The 17,464-nt window shown below is 62.5% G+C and carries 18 protein-coding genes; 1 reads left to right on the top strand and 17 read right to left on the bottom strand.

Going from position 1 to position 17,464, the window contains the following annotated elements:
- The 17 genes from ACOZKU_RS13720 to ruvC form a co-directional block, all read right to left on the bottom strand.
- The coding region (locus ACOZKU_RS13720) for an outer membrane protein (RefSeq protein WP_421579359.1) at window positions 1-735 on the bottom strand (735 nt) is incomplete at its 3' end.
- A gap of 208 nt (window positions 736-943) precedes the next feature.
- Complete coding sequence (locus ACOZKU_RS13725) at window positions 944-1,777, bottom strand: outer membrane protein (protein WP_421579360.1); 834 nt, start codon at window positions 1,775-1,777, stop codon at window positions 944-946.
- Window positions 1,778-2,042: 265 nt separating this feature from the next.
- The gene (glmM, locus tag ACOZKU_RS13730) at window positions 2,043-3,395 is read right to left on the bottom strand and encodes a phosphoglucosamine mutase (protein ID WP_421579361.1); all 1,353 of its coding nucleotides are present in this window, start codon (window positions 3,393-3,395) and stop codon (window positions 2,043-2,045) included.
- Window positions 3,396-3,679: 284 nt separating this feature from the next.
- Window positions 3,680-5,602: an ATP-dependent zinc metalloprotease FtsH gene (gene ftsH, locus ACOZKU_RS13735; protein WP_314086214.1), complete on the bottom strand. Its 1,923-nt coding sequence runs from the start codon at window positions 5,600-5,602 to the stop codon at window positions 3,680-3,682.
- Between the two features lie 200 nt (window positions 5,603-5,802).
- Window positions 5,803-7,092, bottom strand: coding sequence for a tRNA lysidine(34) synthetase TilS (tilS, locus tag ACOZKU_RS13740; protein ID WP_421579362.1), 1,290 nt, complete (start codon window positions 7,090-7,092; stop codon window positions 5,803-5,805).
- A gap of 20 nt (window positions 7,093-7,112) precedes the next feature.
- Window positions 7,113-8,123, bottom strand: a complete 1,011-nt coding sequence (gene ybgF / locus ACOZKU_RS13745) for a tol-pal system protein YbgF (RefSeq protein WP_421579363.1) — start codon at window positions 8,121-8,123, stop codon at window positions 7,113-7,115.
- Window positions 8,124-8,276: 153 nt separating this feature from the next.
- Window positions 8,277-8,813 (bottom strand): peptidoglycan-associated lipoprotein Pal, encoded by a 537-nt coding sequence (pal, locus tag ACOZKU_RS13750; RefSeq protein ID WP_314086220.1) that lies wholly within the window; start codon window positions 8,811-8,813, stop codon window positions 8,277-8,279.
- 304 nt (window positions 8,814-9,117) lie between these two features.
- Entirely contained in the window at window positions 9,118-10,422 is a 1,305-nt protein-coding gene (gene tolB, locus ACOZKU_RS13755) for a Tol-Pal system beta propeller repeat protein TolB (protein ID WP_314086222.1), read from the bottom strand.
- Between the two features lie 22 nt (window positions 10,423-10,444).
- Window positions 10,445-11,557 (bottom strand): cell envelope integrity protein TolA, encoded by a 1,113-nt coding sequence (locus ACOZKU_RS13760; protein ID WP_421579364.1) that lies wholly within the window; start codon window positions 11,555-11,557, stop codon window positions 10,445-10,447.
- Window positions 11,558-11,566: 9 nt separating this feature from the next.
- Window positions 11,567-12,016: a protein TolR gene (tolR, locus tag ACOZKU_RS13765; protein ID WP_314086226.1), complete on the bottom strand. Its 450-nt coding sequence runs from the start codon at window positions 12,014-12,016 to the stop codon at window positions 11,567-11,569.
- A gap of 30 nt (window positions 12,017-12,046) precedes the next feature.
- Window positions 12,047-12,763, bottom strand: coding sequence for a protein TolQ (gene tolQ / locus ACOZKU_RS13770; RefSeq protein ID WP_117370501.1), 717 nt, complete (start codon window positions 12,761-12,763; stop codon window positions 12,047-12,049).
- A 303-nt stretch (window positions 12,764-13,066) separates the two neighbouring features.
- On the bottom strand, window positions 13,067-13,561 hold the full coding sequence (gene ybgC, locus ACOZKU_RS13775; RefSeq protein ID WP_421579365.1) for a tol-pal system-associated acyl-CoA thioesterase: 495 nt from the start codon (window positions 13,559-13,561) through the stop codon (window positions 13,067-13,069).
- 2 nt (window positions 13,562-13,563) lie between these two features.
- On the bottom strand, window positions 13,564-14,604 hold the full coding sequence (gene ruvB / locus ACOZKU_RS13780) for a Holliday junction branch migration DNA helicase RuvB (protein WP_314086233.1): 1,041 nt from the start codon (window positions 14,602-14,604) through the stop codon (window positions 13,564-13,566).
- Window positions 14,605-14,644: 40 nt separating this feature from the next.
- Window positions 14,645-15,262 (bottom strand): Holliday junction branch migration protein RuvA, encoded by a 618-nt coding sequence (gene ruvA / locus ACOZKU_RS13785; RefSeq protein WP_421579366.1) that lies wholly within the window; start codon window positions 15,260-15,262, stop codon window positions 14,645-14,647.
- Window positions 15,263-15,274: 12 nt separating this feature from the next.
- The gene (locus ACOZKU_RS13790) at window positions 15,275-15,691 is read right to left on the bottom strand and encodes a type II toxin-antitoxin system VapC family toxin (protein ID WP_421579367.1); all 417 of its coding nucleotides are present in this window, start codon (window positions 15,689-15,691) and stop codon (window positions 15,275-15,277) included.
- A complete protein-coding gene (locus ACOZKU_RS13795; protein WP_421579368.1) occupies window positions 15,672-15,935 on the bottom strand; it encodes an AbrB/MazE/SpoVT family DNA-binding domain-containing protein in 264 nt (87 codons plus the stop codon). Before ACOZKU_RS13795 ends, ACOZKU_RS13790 begins: the two co-directional genes overlap by 20 nt.
- A 55-nt stretch (window positions 15,936-15,990) precedes the next feature.
- On the bottom strand, window positions 15,991-16,503 hold the full coding sequence (ruvC, locus tag ACOZKU_RS13800) for a crossover junction endodeoxyribonuclease RuvC (protein WP_421579369.1): 513 nt from the start codon (window positions 16,501-16,503) through the stop codon (window positions 15,991-15,993).
- 160 nt (window positions 16,504-16,663) lie between these two features.
- On the opposite strand from ruvC, the gene ACOZKU_RS13805 reads away from it, so the two are divergent.
- On the top strand, window positions 16,664-17,464 hold an 801-nt coding region (locus tag ACOZKU_RS13805; protein WP_421579370.1), incomplete at its 3' end, for an LLM class flavin-dependent oxidoreductase.

A 17,464-nucleotide genomic window follows, 5' to 3' on the forward strand; every position in this document is an offset into this window, starting at 1 on the left:
ATATTTGAACATCTTGCCGCCGGCGGTGTCGGAATAGCGGTAGCCGACGTCGAGCTTGATGCGGTTTGTGAGATCCACCGAGGCACCGGCCATCAGCGCGTAGGTGAAGCGCCAGCTGTCCTCGCCTTCCGCCTTGTCCTTGACATAGGCTGCGCCCGAGCAGGTACCGGTGCCGTTTTCGCAATAGGGATTGAAGGTCGTATCCTCCCAACGCACGTAGGTTACGCCCGCCCCCGCACCCAGATAGGGCGTAAAGCCGGCATAGGTGCCGAGATCGATATAGCCGTTGGCCATGATGTTGGCCGCACTGTAGTCGGCCTCATGGCTGTAGCTGCAGCTCGTGCCCACCGGTTCGCTCGCGCTGCAACGCCGGGCGACATTCGAGCCGCCATTGAGCGTGCCGTTGAAGAAATCGGTCGTCAGGTCGGTGCGCAGGAAATTGTTGAACTGGTAGCCCATGCCCGCGCCGTAGGAAAAGGGCTTGGAGAAGCGCGCGCTGTCGAAACCCTCCTGCGAGGTCACACCACCCGGCGAGAACGTCTTGTAATCCGGCTTGCCGCCCTTCATCCAGCCGGAATAGCCGAGATCGCCGCGCAGATACCAGCCTTCGGAGACGGCGCTCCCGGACACGTCGATCTCAGGTGCATTGATGATGTCGAGATCGCTCGCAAGCGCGCCCGTTGCAAGAAAGCCGGCGAAAACGGCAATACCAAGCGGTGCGATACGTCGAAACATGGCTTCGATCCCCTTGAGCCCGGACATGCCGGCGGTTGCGGTCGGCCTGGGCGCAAGCGAGGACGCTGCTGCCTTATACCGTTGATTAACCATAGCTGTTAAGGAATGAAAAAACGGTTAAGTGCCTGAAATCGGGCCAACCGAAGCCAAAGCCCGAAACGCAAAAGGCCGCCCCGAAGGGCGGCCTTGGCTGTGTCTCGCGAAAGGATTATTTGTAGATCGGCTGCTCGATCGGGATTTCCGCCGGCGGAATATAGGCCTGCTGGTCGCAACCGTTGAAGGAATAACGCAGACCGGCGCGTGCTTCGTGGCTGTAGAAGCCCTTGTCATAGCCCGGACCGCCGCCCTCGTTGTAACCGAACATACCGCCCTTGGTGACATGACGGAAACGGTAGCCCACATCTGCCTTCAGGTTGCACGTCAGATCGATCGCCGTACCTGCCATGAGGGCATAGGTAAAGCGCCAGCTCTTCTTGCCGCGGTGAACGAAGGTCGGATCGCAGTTCGTCGGATCGCCGTCGTCGCACGAGGTGTTTTTGAGATCGTCCCAGCGGACATAGGTGCCACCGATACCGCCGCCGACATAAGGCGTGAAGACACCGTAGTGGCCGATATCGACATAGGCGTTGGCGAGCAGGCTGAGCGCCGTCAGGGACGCCACGTCGGTGGACGTGCAGCTCGTCGATACACCGCAGCTGCCGGAGGTCGAACCGCGGAAGCCCGACTTGAACATGTAGTCGAGCGTCACGTCCGTACGGAAGTGGTCGTTGATCTGGTAACCGACACCACCGCCGAGCGTGAAACCGCTCTTGAGGCGCGTGGAGTCGAATTCACGCATGTTGCCGTTCGACCCCTGGAAATATTTCGCGCCGCGGCTCTTGTTATAGGCCCAGCCCATATCGCCGCGCAGATACCAGCCGCCAGTCTCGACGACCGCTTCCTGAACCGGCGCCTCGATGACGTCAGGCTGGTAGATATCGGCCGCATAGGCCGACGAGCCTGTCAGCAGGACGGCGACGACGCCACTCAAAACTTTCCTCATGGCCTTGCTCCAAATAGGCTTTCAACTTGGCGCGGCCGGTGCGCCGGTCCCCAAGTCCCTCGATCAGGTCTGGATAATGGAGAGGAAAGGTTAAGGCCCGATTAACTACAAACATTTACCGTATTCATTAACAAGCGTTCACGAATTTGGTAAAATTTGAATAAAAACTGCGATGAAAGCTCCAAGCCTCTGACACTGACTTTGGAAACGAAGAAAAGGCCGGCGCAACGCACCGGCCTCCTAGAAGAATTTCACAATACCGATATTACGCGGCGCTGCGCACCGAGCCGATGACATTCACCAGCTCATCGACGATACGCTCCACCTGGCCGCGATCATCGCCTTCGGCCATCACGCGGATCAGCGGCTCCGTGCCGGACGGACGGATCAGCAGGCGGCCATTCTTTGCCAGCTCGCTTTCCGCGTCGGCAATCGCCTGGCGCACGGTCGCGTCCTCCAGCGGCTTGCCGGCCTTGATGCGCACATTCTTCAGCACCTGCGGCACCGGCTCGAAGCGGTTGCACACGTCGCTCACCGTCTTGCCGCTGCGCTTGACGCAGGCGAGCACCTGGAGGGCGGCGACAAGGCCGTCGCCCGTCGTGCCGAAATCGGAAAGCACGATGTGGCCGGACTGCTCGCCGCCGACATTGTAGTCGTGGTTGCGCATGTGCTCGACGACATAGCGGTCGCCGACCTTCGTGCGCTCGAGGCCGAGTCCCTTATCGGTCAGGAAGCGCTCGAGACCGAGGTTCGACATGACGGTCGCGACGAGACCATTGCCGCGCAGCATCCCGTCGGCCGCCCAGCTTTCCGCGATCACCGCCATCAGCTGGTCACCGTCGATGATCTTCCCGGTCTCGTCGATGATCTGCACGCGGTCAGCATCACCGTCGAGCGCGATGCCGATATCCGCGCGCACTTCATGCACCTTGCGCTGCAATGTTTCCGGGTGGGTCGAGCCGCATTCGAGGTTGATGTTCAGACCGTCGGGCTCGTTGCCGATCGTGACGACGTCGGCACCGAGCTCCCAGAGCGCGGCCGGCGCCACGCGATAGGCGGCACCGTTGGCGCAATCGATGGCGATCCGCAGGCCCTGCAGCGTGACGTCACGCGGCAGGGTGCGCTTGGCATGTTCGATATAACGGTCGTGCACGCCGTCGATGCGCTTGGCCCGGCCGATCTCCGCCGACTTGGCGAGCTGGGCCATCAAGTCCTTCTCGAGCAGCTCCTCGATCTCCATCTCGATCTCGTCGGATAGCTTGTAGCCGTCGGGGCCGAAAAGCTTGATGCCGTTATCGTAGAAGGGATTGTGCGAGGCCGAGATCATCACGCCGATATCCGCACGCAGCGAGCGCGTCAGCATGGCGACGGCCGGCGTCGGGATCGGGCCGAGAACGAAGGCATCGATGCCTGCGGCCGTGAAGCCGGCGACCATCGCGTTTTCCAGCATGTAGCCGGAGAGGCGCGTGTCCTTGCCGATGACCACGCGATGGCGATGCGCGCCGCGGCGGAAGATCGTGCCGACGGCGATGCCGACCCGCATGGCGAGATCAGGCGTCATCGGGAAAGTGTTGGACTGCCCGCGGATGCCATCCGTGCCGAAATAACGACGTTTCATATGTGCTCCTGAAAATCGCCAGGCTGGCGGCATTCTTTGCTGCGCCGGCTCGAGGCTGTCTATGCACCCCAGCATAGCCGGGTCATACATCAAGCTGCTAATAGACGGAATACTTTAACTCCGTACCCCTGCCTTAACCTTAATGGCACGGCGGATGTGCGGTTTCTTTGCCATATAAGCCGGCAAATAGCATCCACGCGCAGATCAGAAATGATTACAGCCCGTTACCAAAAGAAAACGGCCGGAAATATCTTCCCGACCGTTCCTCGATCTTTGCAGATGCTTTATTGCGGCTGCGGCTCCAGTCCGCCTTCCGCCTCGCCGCCCTTCTTGTGGCCGGCTTTCGGAACGGCGGAGCCACGGCTGGGCGGCGTATCGTCACCCAGGTCCCGCGCCGGCTTCTCGCCGCGGATCAGTGCCTTGATCTCATCACCCGTCAGCGTCTCGTATTCGAGCAGGCCTTCGGCGAGCGCCACGAATTCGTGGTTCTGCTCGGTGATGATGCGCTTGGCCTCGGAATAGGCCTCGTCGATCAGGCGGCGGATTTCGTTATCGATCTTCTGGGCCGTGGCTTCCGAAACATTCTTCTGCTGGGCAACCGAATGACCGAGGAAGACCTCTTGCTGGTTTTCACCATAGGCGACCTGACCGAGCTGATCGGAGAAGCCCCACTGCGTAACCATGGCGCGGGCAAGCTTCGTTGCCTGCTCGATGTCCGACGAGGCACCCGAGGTGATGTTGTCCTTGCCGAAGGTGATTTCTTCGGCGACACGACCGCCCATCATGATGGCGAGGCGCGAGACCATCCACTTGTAGCTCATCGAGTAGCGGTCGCCCTCGGGCAGCTGCATGACCATGCCGAGCGCACGACCGCGCGGGATGATCGTCGCCTTGTGCAAGGGATCGGCGAGCGGCACCTTGAGCGCGACGATAGCATGGCCGGCCTCGTGATAGGCGGTGAGCTTCTTTTCCGCTTCGGTCATGGCGGAAGAGCGGCGCTCCGCACCCATCATGATCTTGTCCTTGGCGTCCTCGAATTCCTGCATGGTGACGAGACGCTTGTTGCGACGCGCCGCCATCAGGGCAGCCTCGTTGACGAGGTTCATGAGGTCGGCACCGGAGAAACCGGGCGTACCGCGGGCGAGAATCTTGAGGTCAACATTCGGCGCGAGCGGCACGTTGCGCACGTGCACCTTGAGGATGCGCTCGCGGCCGACGATATCGGGGTTCGGCACGACGACCTGGCGGTCGAAACGGCCGGGACGCAGCAGCGCCGGGTCGAGAACGTCCGGACGGTTGGTCGCGGCGATCAGGATGATGCCCTCATTGGCCTCGAAACCGTCCATCTCGACGAGGAGCTGGTTCAGCGTCTGCTCGCGCTCGTCATTGCCGCCGCCGAGGCCGGCGCCGCGATGACGGCCGACGGCGTCGATTTCGTCGATGAAGATGATGCAGGGCGCGTTCTTCTTGGCCTGCTCGAACATATCGCGCACGCGGCTTGCGCCGACGCCGACGAACATTTCCACGAAGTCCGAACCGGAAATGGTGAAGAACGGCACGTTGGCTTCGCCCGCGACGGAGCGTGCGAGCAGCGTCTTACCGGTACCAGGCGGGCCGACGAGCAGCACGCCGCGCGGAATACGGCCGCCAAGACGCTGGAATTTTTGGGGATCGCGCAGGAACTCGACGATTTCCTCCAGGTCCTGCTTGGCTTCATCCACGCCGGCAACGTCAGCGAAGGTGACGCGGCCATGCGCTTCGGTCAGAAGCTTGGCCTTGGACTTGCCGAAACCCATGGCGCCGCGCGAACCGCCTTGCATCTGGCGCATGAAGAACAGCCAGACACCGAGGATCAGGAGCATGGGCAGGAGCGTGCCGATATAGCTTAGGAAGCCGGAGGACCCGTCCGTTTCCGGGCGCGCGCTGACGACGACGTTCTTCGCCTCAAGGCGCTGGACGAGCGAATTGTCGCCGGTCGGCGCGTAGGTCTGGAAGGTCGCACCGGTCTCGACATAGCTGCCGACGATCTTCTCACCGGTGATCACCACTTCCTTCACCCGGCTCGAGTCGACCTCCTTGAGGAACTGCGAATAGGGAATCTCCCGCGAACCGGTTTGCGCCGGGCTCGTCTGGAACATGCTGAACAGCGCGATCAGCAGGAGGGCGATGATCGCCCAGAGGGCGAAGTTACGGAAATTGGGATTCATCGAACGTTCCAGGTACTTTCCCGGCCGAGCTCTCCCGGCCGCTTCTTTGCGCTTAACATAGGGTCGCCATGCGGCCTTGCCAAGGCAAAGCGCACGGGCCACGGGCATTTCTCACGCTATCGTCAACGAGAAGCGTCGTCTTCGGCGCCCTCCTCATCCACGTCCGGCAATATTCTAACACAACGCGCAGGCCCGCGCCTTCATTCGTTCGGCGGAGACGGAAAGGCCGGGACACCCCAAATACCCGCAAGCGTATTGGCAAGCGGCAGATCGAAACGCGGCAGGAACAGCCGATAGGGCGCAATAATGGCCTGAATGAAGCCCGCACCGTTTGGCACCATGGTCCCATCCTCGAATTTCAGGCACGGCATGGCTTTTTGCGCACGCAGAGCCGGCCCGCGAAGGCCCTCCCCCTCGCCATTTGCCCCATAACCGGCGGCGCGGACGACGATCGGCCGATGCGCGATATTGGTCACGCGATAGCGCCCGTCCCAGAGCGCCGCCGCTCCCGCCGGTAACAGTGTTGGCTCGATGCCACGGCACTCGCGATAAACAAACAACCCCTCGCGCCGCCGGTCGAATACAACGCGGCCGGTGGTGACCCGCGACAGTCTGCCGCTGGCAAGAAAGCTGCGCAAACGCTCGGCGGAAGCAGTTTCCAGCGTGTGAACGCGTCCGCCTGCCGTGGCGGCGAGCATCAGCAGGCCGCGCCACGCGGCGGGATCACTGAGAGCCGTATCGATTGCCAGGACATCAAGCGCAAGAGCCTCTGGGTCTGGACACACGTTCCGCGCCAAAAACGCCGAGGCCCTCTCGGACAAAGCCAATCTATCAGCCGCCTCGCGGCTATGCTTCAGCCCCCCTTCCCGCTGGCGGATGCGCACGCGCTCGAAACGGGGGTTGAGATTGCTGGGATCCTCGATCCACGTCTCGCCGCGCGCAGCAAGAAAGGCACGAACTGCGGCCCGATCCACGCCGAGAAACGGTCGCAGCAGCCAGACCGAACCGTTCAACAGAACGGCATCCGCCATGCCCGATAGCCCGACGCCCGCAGCCGAGCGTTCGGCACGCATGGCAACGGTCTCGTTCTGATCATCAAGCGTGTGTGCGGAGAGGATCGCGTCGGCGCCCGCCGTGGCTGCAGCGTCCACCAGCAACTCATAGCGCTTGGTGCGCGCCGCAGCCTGAAGGCCGGTCGCGGGTTTGGCGCCATCCCACCGACGGGTGATGTGTGGAATACCATATCGGGCGCAGAGCGCCGCAACGGCCATGGCCTCGTCCGCGGAACCGGGACGAAGTGCATGATCGACTGTGCAGGCCGCAAGGCTGATATTGGGATAGCGCCCGGTGGCGCGGAGCGTGGCGAGTGCCACGAGCAAGCCGGTCGAATCGCTGCCGCCGGAAATGGCGATCAGCAGGCGCGACGGATGCTTGAAACTGTCTAGGAAATGGCCGGCTGCCTCGACGACGGATTGTTCCGCGCGGGCCACGGCCTGGCTTTCGCCCGCAATCAGCAGGACAGACGGCTCTGTTCGGACGTGACCTTGCTCTTCACGGCCTTGGAGGCGTTGGGGTAGCGCTTGCCGACTTCGCGCAACGTCGCGCAGGCGGTCTCACGGTTGTCGAGGGCAGCGAGCGACATACCGAGCTTCAGCAGCATTTCCGGCGCTTTCTTCGACTTGCTGAAGGTCTGGTGCGCATTCAGGAAGGTCTTGGCCGCGTCGTTGTAATTGCCCTGGGAATATTGGGCTTCGCCCATCCAGAAGTTAGCGTCCGCCGCCTTCTCGCCTTTCGGGAAGATGTCGAGATAGTCGCGGAATTCGCGCTCGGCCATCTGGTAGTCGCCGGTCAGCACATGGCCATAGGCGACATTGTAGAGGTCGTCGGGATTGTCGAGCGATGCAGTGGACGATTCGGATGCCGCAGGCAGGTTGCTGCCGCCATCGACGCCCGGCAACTCGTTATCGTTGCCGATCGCAGCGCTCTGATTGTTGAGGTCGGGATTGTTGGCCGCACCGATCGGATTGCCGTTTTCGTCGAAGCGGATCGAGCCCAGCTCCTGCGGCTGCGCGCCAGTGCCGCCATTGGAAGCACTCTGGCTGTCGGTTCCGGCGGTATCATCCGCCGGAACCTGATTCGTTGCGGTCTGCTGGCCGGCCGTGCCGCCATCCACCGGTTTGTCGAGCGCGCCGCTCTTGCCTTTGGCGCCGCCCTTGCCGCTTTCCAGATCTTGGAAGCGGTATTCGTTGTCTTCCTGCGTCTTGCGAAGCTGTTCCTGCATCTGCAGAAGCTGGTAGCTCATTTCCTCGATCCGGCCGTTGAGGGTGCGGATCTGCTCTTCGAGCTCACCGACGCGCGGGTCCATGGCCTGCGCCAGAACCACATTGCCCTTCGCCGCGCGTTCGTTCTGCGCCGGCAGAAAGCCGTTCGTCAGGGTCGAGAGCGGCGATGCGCTGATCGGCCCGACCATGCCTGCTACCGCTGCGAGACTGAAAACGCCTGCCGCGACAAGTTTCTTCATCTATGTTCGTCCTGTTGGTGCCGTTACACGCCGAAGCGCTGCCGCAAGAGTTTTCCAAATGCACTTAAAAAGCAACGGAGTTCGGCCAAAGTGTGTTGAAAAAAGAAAGGCGGCCGATGGGCCGCCTTTCCTCAGGATCCTCTTGGCGAGGAATTACATGCCCGCGCCACCGAGAACGGTGACGGCGCGGCGGTTCTGCGACCAGCAGGAAATGTCGTCGCAGACGGCGACCGGCTTTTCCTTGCCGTAGGAGATCGTCTTCATACGGTTTGCCGGAACGCCGCGCGACGCGAGATACTGGCGGGTCGCCGCAGCGCGGCGTGCGCCGAGTGCGAGGTTGTATTCACGCGTGCCGCGTTCGTCGGCATGGCCTTCGACCGTGATGGCGTAGTTCGGATAGCGCTGCAGCCACTGGGCCTGGCGGTCGAGCGTCGCGGCGGCATCCGCACGGACCGACGACGAATCGGTGTCGAAGAAGATGCGGTCGCCGACATTGACGGTGAAGTCCTGCTGCGAGCCCGGCGTTGCAGCACCGGCACCGCCGTTCAGGCCGAGGTCGCCGGCGCTGTTCGGCAGGTTCTTCTTGGAGGCGCAGCCTGCGAGGGCAAGCGTCATGACAAGCGCGATCATCACCGGGTTGCGGGCGATGGTCTGCATACGGCCAGCGGCCGGGGAATGAATGCGGCTCATGAGCCGGTCTCCTTGCATCAGTTTTGCGTCAAGTTCGTTGAAGCACGGTTTTCAATCAGGGTTGCCAGACTGTAACCGCAGTCGGTTAATCCGCACTCAACAATTATGGTTAACGATTGCTTGTAAGACCGTCCCCGGCCCCTCGCATTCTCTTTTCCTCACCCACCCTGCCGCGATTTCATGTCGCGCCTGCGCGATGGGCGTCATGCAAAAACGCGTCTGCCGCGTCTCGCCGTGAAAGCCTGATTTACAGGACTTTGCGGCAAGAACGCGGCAGACCCGCCTTATCTGTGACCCTGTGGTCCTATTCCAGCAGCGGCGACCAGGCCGGGTCGGAGGCGAAGCCCTTCGTCTGGACCTGCTGCTCGTTATACCCGGAGAGGTCGATCGAATAGATCTGCGGACCGCCGGCACCGGCACCCTGGCGGAAGAACATCAGCACGCGGCCGTTTGGCGCCCAGGTCGGGCCCTCATTGTGGAAGCCCGAGGTCAGAATGCGTTCGCCCGAACCGTCCGTCTTCATCACGCCGATCGAGAACTTGCCGCCCGATTGCTTGGTGAAGGCGATGAGATCGCCGCGCGGAGACCAGACCGGCGTGGAATAGGAACCATCGCCGAAGGAGATGCGGCGCTGGCCGGAACCGTCGGCGCCCATCACATAGAGCTGCGGCTTGCCGCCACGGTCGCTTTCGAAAACGATCTGCGAACCGTCGGGCGAATAGGACGGCGAGGTATCGATGGCCGCCGTCGAGGTGAGACGGGTCGTGGTGCGCGAGCGCAGGTCCATCGTATAAATGTTGGAATTGCCTTCCTGCTGAAGGCTCATGATGACCTTCTGACCATCCGGCGAGAAGCGCGGCGAGAACGTCATGCCCGGGAAGTTACCGACCACTTCGCGCTGTCCGGTCTCCAGCTGGAGCAGGTAGACGCGCGGCTGGTTGCCCTCGAAGGACATGTAGGTGATTTCCTGACGGTTCGGCGAGAAGCGCGGCGTCAGGACGAGATCGTTGGAATTGGTGAGCGCGCGGGCGTTGAAACCGTCCTGGTCCATGATGGCGAGCTGGCGCTTGCGGGCCGTCTTCGGGCCGCTTTCGGCGACATAGACGATGCGCGTGTCGAAGTAGCCCTTTTCACCGGTCAGGCGCTCATAGATGGCGTCGGCGATGATATGAGCCACACGGCGCCAGTTTTCCGGCTGCGTGTAGAACTGCTGGCCGGTCAGCTGCTGGCCGGCAAAAGTGTCCCAGAGGCGGAATTCGGCACGCAGGCGGCCGTCGCCTTCCTGCGTCACACGGCCAGTGACAAGAGCCTGCGCGTTGATGACTTTCCAGTCCTCGAAACGCGGTGCCTGGTCCGGGTTCGAGATCTTCTCGATGAAGGCCTGCTTGTTGACAGGCGCGAAGAGGCCGGACCGCTTCAGGTCGGCTGCGACCACGTCGCTGATACGCTGGCCGAGGTCACCACTGGCAATGAAATCCGTCACCGCGATTGGCAGCGGCTCGACATTACCCTTGTTGATGTTGATTTCCACGACCGCCCAGGCCTGCGGCAGGAAAGCCGCGAGGCCGGTCAGAACGACCAGCATACGGAGGAGAGTGCGTCTGAACATCTTTTCTAGGCCTTCCTAGTTCTTACATCATCTGACTGGGGTCGAAGTTCACGACGACTTCGCTCCAGGCGTCATATTTTTCGGGCGGCAGCCCTTTGAAGGGCCGTGATTTCATGATGGCGCGGCGAGCGCCGCCGGCAAGGGCACGGCGGGCGGATTCCGAACCACCCGTTGCGGTCACTTCCGGCTCGCCGATAATGTCGCCGTTCTGATCGAGCTGCATCGTCACTTTGATACGCACGTCGGACGCGTCGGCCATGCCGGGAATGATCGACCAGTTGTTCTGGATCTGGCCGCGCAGGGCGTCCATCTCGCTCATCGAAAGCTTGGCGCCCGTCGACGGTTTTTTGACGCCGAGTGCAGCCTCTTGCTTCGAACTCTTGGCGCCGCCACCGGCTGCCTTTTCCTTGTTGAGAAGTGCCGAAATCTCATCCGAGTTGAATTCGGTTTCGTTCGTCGAGCTTGCTTTTTCCTGCTTCTTCTTCTCGTCTTTCTTACGGTCTGGCGTCTTGGCAGTCTCGGCCTTGGCCGTTTCCACCTTCTTCTCGGCCGGCTTTTCCGCCGTCTCGGTCTTCTTCGTCTCGAGCTTCGGCTTCATCTCGGGAAGCGGGATCTTGTCCGGCAGCGCTTCGGCTTCCGGGTCGATCGTCGGCTTCTCTTCGGACGGTGTCGCCTCGGGCTTCGGATCCGGCTTGACGTCCTGCTTCTTCTCGGCAACCGCTGCGACTTCCGTCGTGGGTTCACTCGCAGGCTGTTCCTGCTTTACGTCCTCAACAGGCTTGGTGTCCGGCGTCTGAACGGCCTTCTCGGCCTTTTCCGGCGCGGCGGCCGTCTCGATGTCGCGCGGTTTTTCTTCCGGCGTCGGCAGGTTCTTCAGGTCGACTTTGTTGTCGCCGGCATTTTCCGCATTCTCGACGGATGTTTCCCTCTTGGTCGGAATGGGTGCAGCCTTTTCCTTCAGCTCGGCCGTCTTCTCGCCCTGCTGAAGTTGCGTCAGCTCCTCGATCGACACGATATCGACCGGCAGCGCCTCGACGTCGGCGACCTCGAAACTTTCGGGACTGCCCAGTGCAACCAGCGCCCAGGTCAGGACCAGGGCGTGGATGACGGCGGATGTGGCAAGGCTGCCCTTCATGGCGTGCGATTACCTGTCCGGTTTCTGCTCGGTGACGAGACCGATATTAGTGAAGCCGCCGGCCTGGATGCGCGACATGACGTCGGCGATGATGCCGTAAGGCGCATTGCCGTCGCCACGCACGAAGATGCGCTCGGTATAGCCGGTCGTCGCCACGGCCTGCAGTTTGGCGGCCACTTCCTCGATCGGGATCGCGGTTTCCTGCAGATAGACCTGACCGTCGGCCTTGACCGAGACGGTGATCGGCTGGGTATCGGCGTTCAACGCCTTGGCCTGCGTCTTCGGCAGGTCGAGCGGCACGCCGACGGTCATCAGCGGGGCTGCGACCATGAAGATGATGAGCAGAACGAGCATGACGTCGACCATCGGCGTCACGTTGATCTCGCTGATCGGGGCCTTCTTGCCGCCGCGACGGCGGCGACCGCCGCCCGAATTTTTTGCTCCGACTGACATGCCCATGGCGTCGTCTCCGTCTCTTCTAGAAGCCGATCACTGCGCCGCGGCGCGCGGCTGCAGCTTCTCGTCGATCTGGCGCGAGAGGATGGCGGAAAATTCGTCCGCGAAGCCTTCCATGCGCGCCGTCAGCTTGCCGGCATCGGCGGAGAACTTGTTGTAGGCAATAACCGCCGGAATTGCGGCGACGAGGCCGATAGCCGTCGCGAGAAGGGCTTCCGCGATACCGGGGGCAACGACCGCAAGGCTGGTCTGCTTGGAGCCCGCGATCGCCTGGAACGACGTCATGATACCGACGACGGTGCCGAAGAGGCCGACGAAGGGCGCCGCCGAACCGATGGTGGCGAGCGAGCCGAGACGCGCTTCCAGCGTTTCGGATTCCCGCGACAGCGTCACGTCCATCGCCCGGTCGATACGCATCTGCAGGCCGATCGGCGAGCGCGCACCACGCTCGAAGCTCTTCTTCCACTCGCGCATCGCCGCCACGAAGATGGCACTCATGCCCGAAGTCTGACGATCCGACAGCGTGCGGTAGAGCTCCTCAAGCGACTGGCCGGACCAGAAGACCTGTTCGAAGCTGTCGAGCTGGCGACGCGCCTTGCCGTAGCTCACCGCCTTGTCGACGACGATCGCCCAGGTCCAGACGGACGCGGCAAGAAGGCCGAGCATGACCAGCTTCACGATGAATCCGGCCTGCATGAAGAGACCCCAGAGGGACACATTCGCAGCCGCTTCCAAACCCACTTGTTCCATAGACCTATGTCCCCGAATCCAAACACCCGGCACGGGCGCTAACGGCTCGAACCGGGTCACATTCACGCCGTGCGGTCTCCTGGGAGGTCGAGCCGCATCGGCATTCACAGAACGAACGTTGCTCGTGGGGTTTTGCCCCATCCGCTTCGCATATCCGTCAAGAATGTCCGGTTGATGCCGCCGGCTGCCATGCCGGTAAACGCTTACAACCTGCCTTCTTCACGGCAATTTTGGTTAAAGGATGACGTGCAGTGCACAAAATCCTCACGAACCGAGTAAGACATCATTATGGTTAAGGGAGTGTTACCGCGAAGGCGCGCCGGACGCTTCTTGCACTTTGGCAAGAAACCGCGCCGCCAATCCTTCCGGCAGGCGACGCGGCCGCCCGGCGGAATTGATGACCGCGATAATGACGCGGGCGGCGATCAGCAATTGCTCGCCCCGGCGGATTTCCTGGTTGAGGATCATTTTCGCGCCGCCCGCCTTCTCGGTGGCGGTCTGGATGGTCAGGATATCGTCCATGCGCGCCGGCGCCTTGAAGTCGATCTCCATGCGATGCACGACGAAGACCAGCCCCTCGCGGTCCTCTTCCAGAACGAGGCTGCCCTGCTCCACGCCGAGCAGGCGCAGATAATCCGTCCGGCCGCGCTCGAGGAAATGCAGGTAGCGGGCGTGGTAGACCACGCCGGAAAAATCCGTGTCCTCGTAATAGACCCGCTGCACGAGCCGATGGCCGGCGTCGGTCAACTCGCCCGAAAGATGATGGCCTGGGAAATTCTGGTGGTTCGTGTCGCTCATGCTCAATCGTCTTCGGAGAAAAGCCGGAACTGCGTTGCCTCCAAGTCCTTGGGCGGCGTCAACCCCATATGTTTCCAGGCATTTACGGTCAAAACGCGCCCGCGCGGCGTGCGCTGGATGAAACCCTGCTGGATCATATAGGGCTCGATAATGTCCTCGATCGCATCGCGCGGCTCGGACAGTCCTGCCGCGATCGTCTCGATGCCGACGGGGCCGCCGCCGAAATTATGCGCGATCATCGAAAGGTACCGCCGGTCGAGCTGGTCGAGACCCATATTGTCGACGAGCAGCCGCGTCAGCGCCTCATCGGCGATCTTCTGGGTGACCGCATCCGCCCGCGCCACTTCGGCGAAATCGCGGACCCGGCGCAGCAGGCGTCCGGCGATGCGTGGCGTGCCTCGAGCACGACGGGCGATCTCGCGCGCACCTTCATCCGTCATACCAAGGCCCATCAGCCGCGCGCCGCGGCGCACGATCGATTCCAGTTCCTCGACGGTATAGAAATTGAGCCGCACCGGAATGCCGAAGCGATCGCGCAGCGGCGTGGTGAGCAGGCCGAGACGGGTGGTGGCGGCGACGAGCGTGAATTTCGACAGGTCGATCTTCACCGAACGCGCGGCCGGACCTTCGCCGATGATCAGGTCGAGCTGGAAATCCTCCATGGCCGGATAGAGGATTTCCTCGACGGCCGGGTTGAGGCGGTGGATTTCGTCGATGAAGAGCACGTCGCGCTCTTCGAGATTGGTGAGCAGTGCGGCAAGATCACCGGCCTTGGCGATAACCGGGCCGGAGGTCGAGCGGAAATTGACGCCGAGTTCCTTCGCCATGATCTGGGCAAGCGTTGTCTTGCCGAGGCCGGGCGGACCGACGAAGAGCACGTGGTCAAGCGCCTCGCCGCGGTTTTTCGCCGCCTCGATGAAGATCTTCAGGTTGGCGCGCGCCTCCGCCTGGCCGGTAAAATCGTCCAGCGTCTGCGGCCGCAAAGCGGTATCGATGTCCTCGCCACGCTTTTCCGGCGCCAGCAGTCTGTTTTCGTCGCTCATCGCGCCCTAATCCCATTGTCGGCCCAGGAAGGCAACCGCCTCACCGCGACAATTCCTTGAGGCCGAGGCGGATGAGCTTGGCGCTGTCGGCCCCCTCCCCGCCGTTCTTCAGCGCCGCCGCGATGGCATTGGCCGCCTGGTCGCGCGAATAGCCGAGATTGGTGAGAGCGGAGACGGCATCGGAAACCGGCGCGGAGGCCACGCCTTCGCCAAGCTCCTGCTTGAGCCCGATCGATGCGGCCGCCTCGCCCGCAAAGGCCGGCGCCTTGTTGCGCAGCTCCGTCATGATACGCACCGCCACCTTCGGCCCGACGCCCGGCGCCCGCGACACCGCCGTCTTGTCCTGCAGCGCGATGGCATTGGCGAGTTCCCCCGGCGTCAATGTCGAGAGCACGGCCAGCGCCACCTTGGAGCCGACGCCCTGCACACTCTGCAACAGCCGGAACCACTCCCGCTCCAGCGCCGTCAGGAAGCCGAACAGCCGGAACTGGTCCTCGCGCACATAGGTCTCGATGAACAGCACCGCCGCCTCGCCGGCCGAGCCGAGCCTGCCGAGCGTGCGTGCCGAGCAATGCGCGACATAGCCGACCCCATGCACATCCAGCACCACATGGTCGTCGCCGATCTCGTCGATGGTGCCTTTGAGTTTGCCGATCATGGTGGGTGTCCGTCAGGGATGGGTTTCGGGAGAGATGATGTCGAGGGCGGGAAAATAGCTGCGATAGCGGGCGGCGTCGCGGGTGAGAAGGCGGTGCCCCCGCGCCTGCGCATGCGCGCCGATCAGGAAATTCGGCAAGGTGCGCTCGCGCTGCCCGCCAGCGCGCCTATAGCGCTGATGCGCGATGCCCGCCTGATAGGCAGCGGAAAACGGCAGGGCCTCGCGCGCCGGGTTGAGGCGCGACAGTGTCTGCGCCAACGCATCCTCGCTTGGCATCAATCCCGCCAACTCTGCCCAGACGATAGGCGACAGGATGAACTGTGCACCCGGCTTCAGCGTGAGGATGGCATCCGAGGACCAGTCCTTGAAGGATGTTTCCGGCCCGAAGACATCAATGATGATATTGGTGTCAATCAGAACCGAGGTCATCACGCGGTCCCCGAAGCCACTCGACATATTCATCGCCCGTCATACCGCCGGTATTGAAGGTTCCGGAGCGGCTCTTCAGCCACGCCTCGAAATCGTCGGGCTCGGCGGCCTTGCCGCCAGAAACGACGATGAGCCGTGCCCCCTTCTCATCCGCAACGAAATCGACTTCGGAACCAGGACCGATACGCAACCGGTCGCGGATATCCTTCGGAATCGTCACCTGGCCTTTTTCCGTCACACGCATGGTAATACCTCTGCGGTATTACTTATCGCCACAACCGGAACAAGTCAAGAACAAATCAGCCGGCGAGCTTGGCGAGGCGGCCGGAGAGGCCTTGGCGATTGTGGGCGTGGCAGATGGCGATGGCGAGCGCATCGGCGGCATCGTTGCCCACGAAGGTCGCCTTCGGCATCAGCACCTTCAGCATCATGTGGATTTGCTGCTTCTCGCCGTGGCCGACGCCGATGACCGCCTTCTTCACAGCATTCGGCGCATATTCGGCGACGCGCAAGCCTGCGCGGGCGGGCACCAGCATGGCGATGCCGCGCGCTTGGCCGAGCTTCAGCGTGGCCGCCGCATCCTTGTTGACGAAGGTCTGCTCAACTGCCGCTTCCTGCGGCTGATAGCTGTGCACGATCTCGGCAAGGCCGTCATGCAACTGGCAGAGCCGCGAGGCGAGATCCATATCGCCATCGGAGGTCACGGTGCCCGAGGCGACGAAGCGCAGCGAGTTGCCGAGCGTCTCGATGATGCCCCAGCCGGTGCGGCGAAGCCCCGGGTCGATGCCGATGATGCGAATCGTTTCCTGCATGCAAAAATCCTAGCCCTGTCCAGCGGACCCTGCCAGGGAAATGTGAACAAAACAAAAACATCGAAGCCGGCAGGAGAAAAGCCGCTACGGCTTGCTTGGATTTCGCAAAACTGAACCTACATGGGAGGACGATCAAATTCCCTTACAAGAGGCCGCTCTCATGGTGCCCTTCTCCATCCTCGACCTGTCCCCGGTCATCGAAGGCGGCACCGTCGCCCAGTCGCTGGCCAATTCCCGCCGCCTCGCGCAGGAGGCGGAAGCCTTCGGTTACAAACGTTTCTGGCTCGCCGAGCACCACGGCATGCGCGGCATCGCCAGCGCCGCCACCTCCCTCGTCATCCAGCATGTCGCGGCCGGCACAGAAAAGATCCGCGTCGGTTCCGGCGGCATCATGCTGCCGAACCATTCGCCGCTGGTGATCGCCGAGCAGTTCGGCACGCTCGCGGCACTCTTTCCCGACCGCATCGATCTCGGCCTCGGCCGTGCACCCGGCACCGACATGCGCACCGCGCAGGCGCTGCGCCGCAATCTCGACAGCGGCGCCGAAAATTTCCCGCAGGATGTCATCGAGTTGATGCAGCTGATGGGGCCGCCGAGCGCGCAGCAGAAAGTCGTCGCCATCCCCGGCGTCAACAGCAATGTGCCGGTCTGGTTGCTCGGCTCCAGCCATTATTCGGCGCATCTCGCCGGCATGCTCGGCCTGCCCTTTGCCTTCGCCTCGCATTTCGCACCCGACATGCTGCTCTCGGCGCTCGAAATATACCGCGAGCGCTTCACGCCCTCGCAATATCTCGACAGGCCGCATGCCATGGTCGGCGTGATGGGCGCCGCTGCCGATACGGATGCAGAGGCGAACCACCTCTTCACCTCCATGCAGCAATCCTTCGTGCGCCTGCGCCGCGGCACGCCGGATGCCTTTCCGCCGCCGGTGGACGACATGAGCGCCTTCTGGAACGAGCAG

The organism is Shinella sp. M31, assembly GCF_049199205.1.
Classification (GTDB): Bacteria; Pseudomonadota; Alphaproteobacteria; order Rhizobiales; family Rhizobiaceae; genus Shinella.

What these genes read in the sequence shown, in the direction of transcription:
- ruvA (WP_421579366.1), bottom strand. Translation starts at nt 15,262, where the DNA reads ATGATCGGCAAACTCAAAGGCACCATCGACGAGATCGGCGACGACCAT.
- ACOZKU_RS13760 (WP_421579364.1), bottom strand. Translation starts at nt 11,557, where the DNA reads ATGAAGGGCAGCCTTGCCACATCCGCCGTCATCCACGCCCTGGTCCTG.
- ybgF (WP_421579363.1), bottom strand. Translation starts at nt 8,123, where the DNA reads ATGAAGAAACTTGTCGCGGCAGGCGTTTTCAGTCTCGCAGCGGTAGCA.
- ACOZKU_RS13790 (WP_421579367.1), bottom strand. Translation starts at nt 15,691, where the DNA reads ATGACCTCGGTTCTGATTGACACCAATATCATCATTGATGTCTTCGGG.
- tolQ (WP_117370501.1), bottom strand. Translation starts at nt 12,763, where the DNA reads ATGGAACAAGTGGGTTTGGAAGCGGCTGCGAATGTGTCCCTCTGGGGT.
- ybgC (WP_421579365.1), bottom strand. Translation starts at nt 13,561, where the DNA reads ATGAGCGACACGAACCACCAGAATTTCCCAGGCCATCATCTTTCGGGC.
- ACOZKU_RS13795 (WP_421579368.1), bottom strand. Translation starts at nt 15,935, where the DNA reads ATGCGTGTGACGGAAAAAGGCCAGGTGACGATTCCGAAGGATATCCGC.
- pal (WP_314086220.1), bottom strand. Translation starts at nt 8,813, where the DNA reads ATGAGCCGCATTCATTCCCCGGCCGCTGGCCGTATGCAGACCATCGCC.
- glmM (WP_421579361.1), bottom strand. Translation starts at nt 3,395, where the DNA reads ATGAAACGTCGTTATTTCGGCACGGATGGCATCCGCGGGCAGTCCAAC.
- ftsH (WP_314086214.1), bottom strand. Translation starts at nt 5,602, where the DNA reads ATGAATCCCAATTTCCGTAACTTCGCCCTCTGGGCGATCATCGCCCTC.
- tolR (WP_314086226.1), bottom strand. Translation starts at nt 12,016, where the DNA reads ATGGGCATGTCAGTCGGAGCAAAAAATTCGGGCGGCGGTCGCCGCCGT.
- tolB (WP_314086222.1), bottom strand. Translation starts at nt 10,422, where the DNA reads ATGTTCAGACGCACTCTCCTCCGTATGCTGGTCGTTCTGACCGGCCTC.
- ruvC (WP_421579369.1), bottom strand. Translation starts at nt 16,503, where the DNA reads ATGCAGGAAACGATTCGCATCATCGGCATCGACCCGGGGCTTCGCCGC.
- ACOZKU_RS13725 (WP_421579360.1), bottom strand. Translation starts at nt 1,777, where the DNA reads ATGAGGAAAGTTTTGAGTGGCGTCGTCGCCGTCCTGCTGACAGGCTCG.
- ruvB (WP_314086233.1), bottom strand. Translation starts at nt 14,604, where the DNA reads ATGAGCGACGAAAACAGACTGCTGGCGCCGGAAAAGCGTGGCGAGGAC.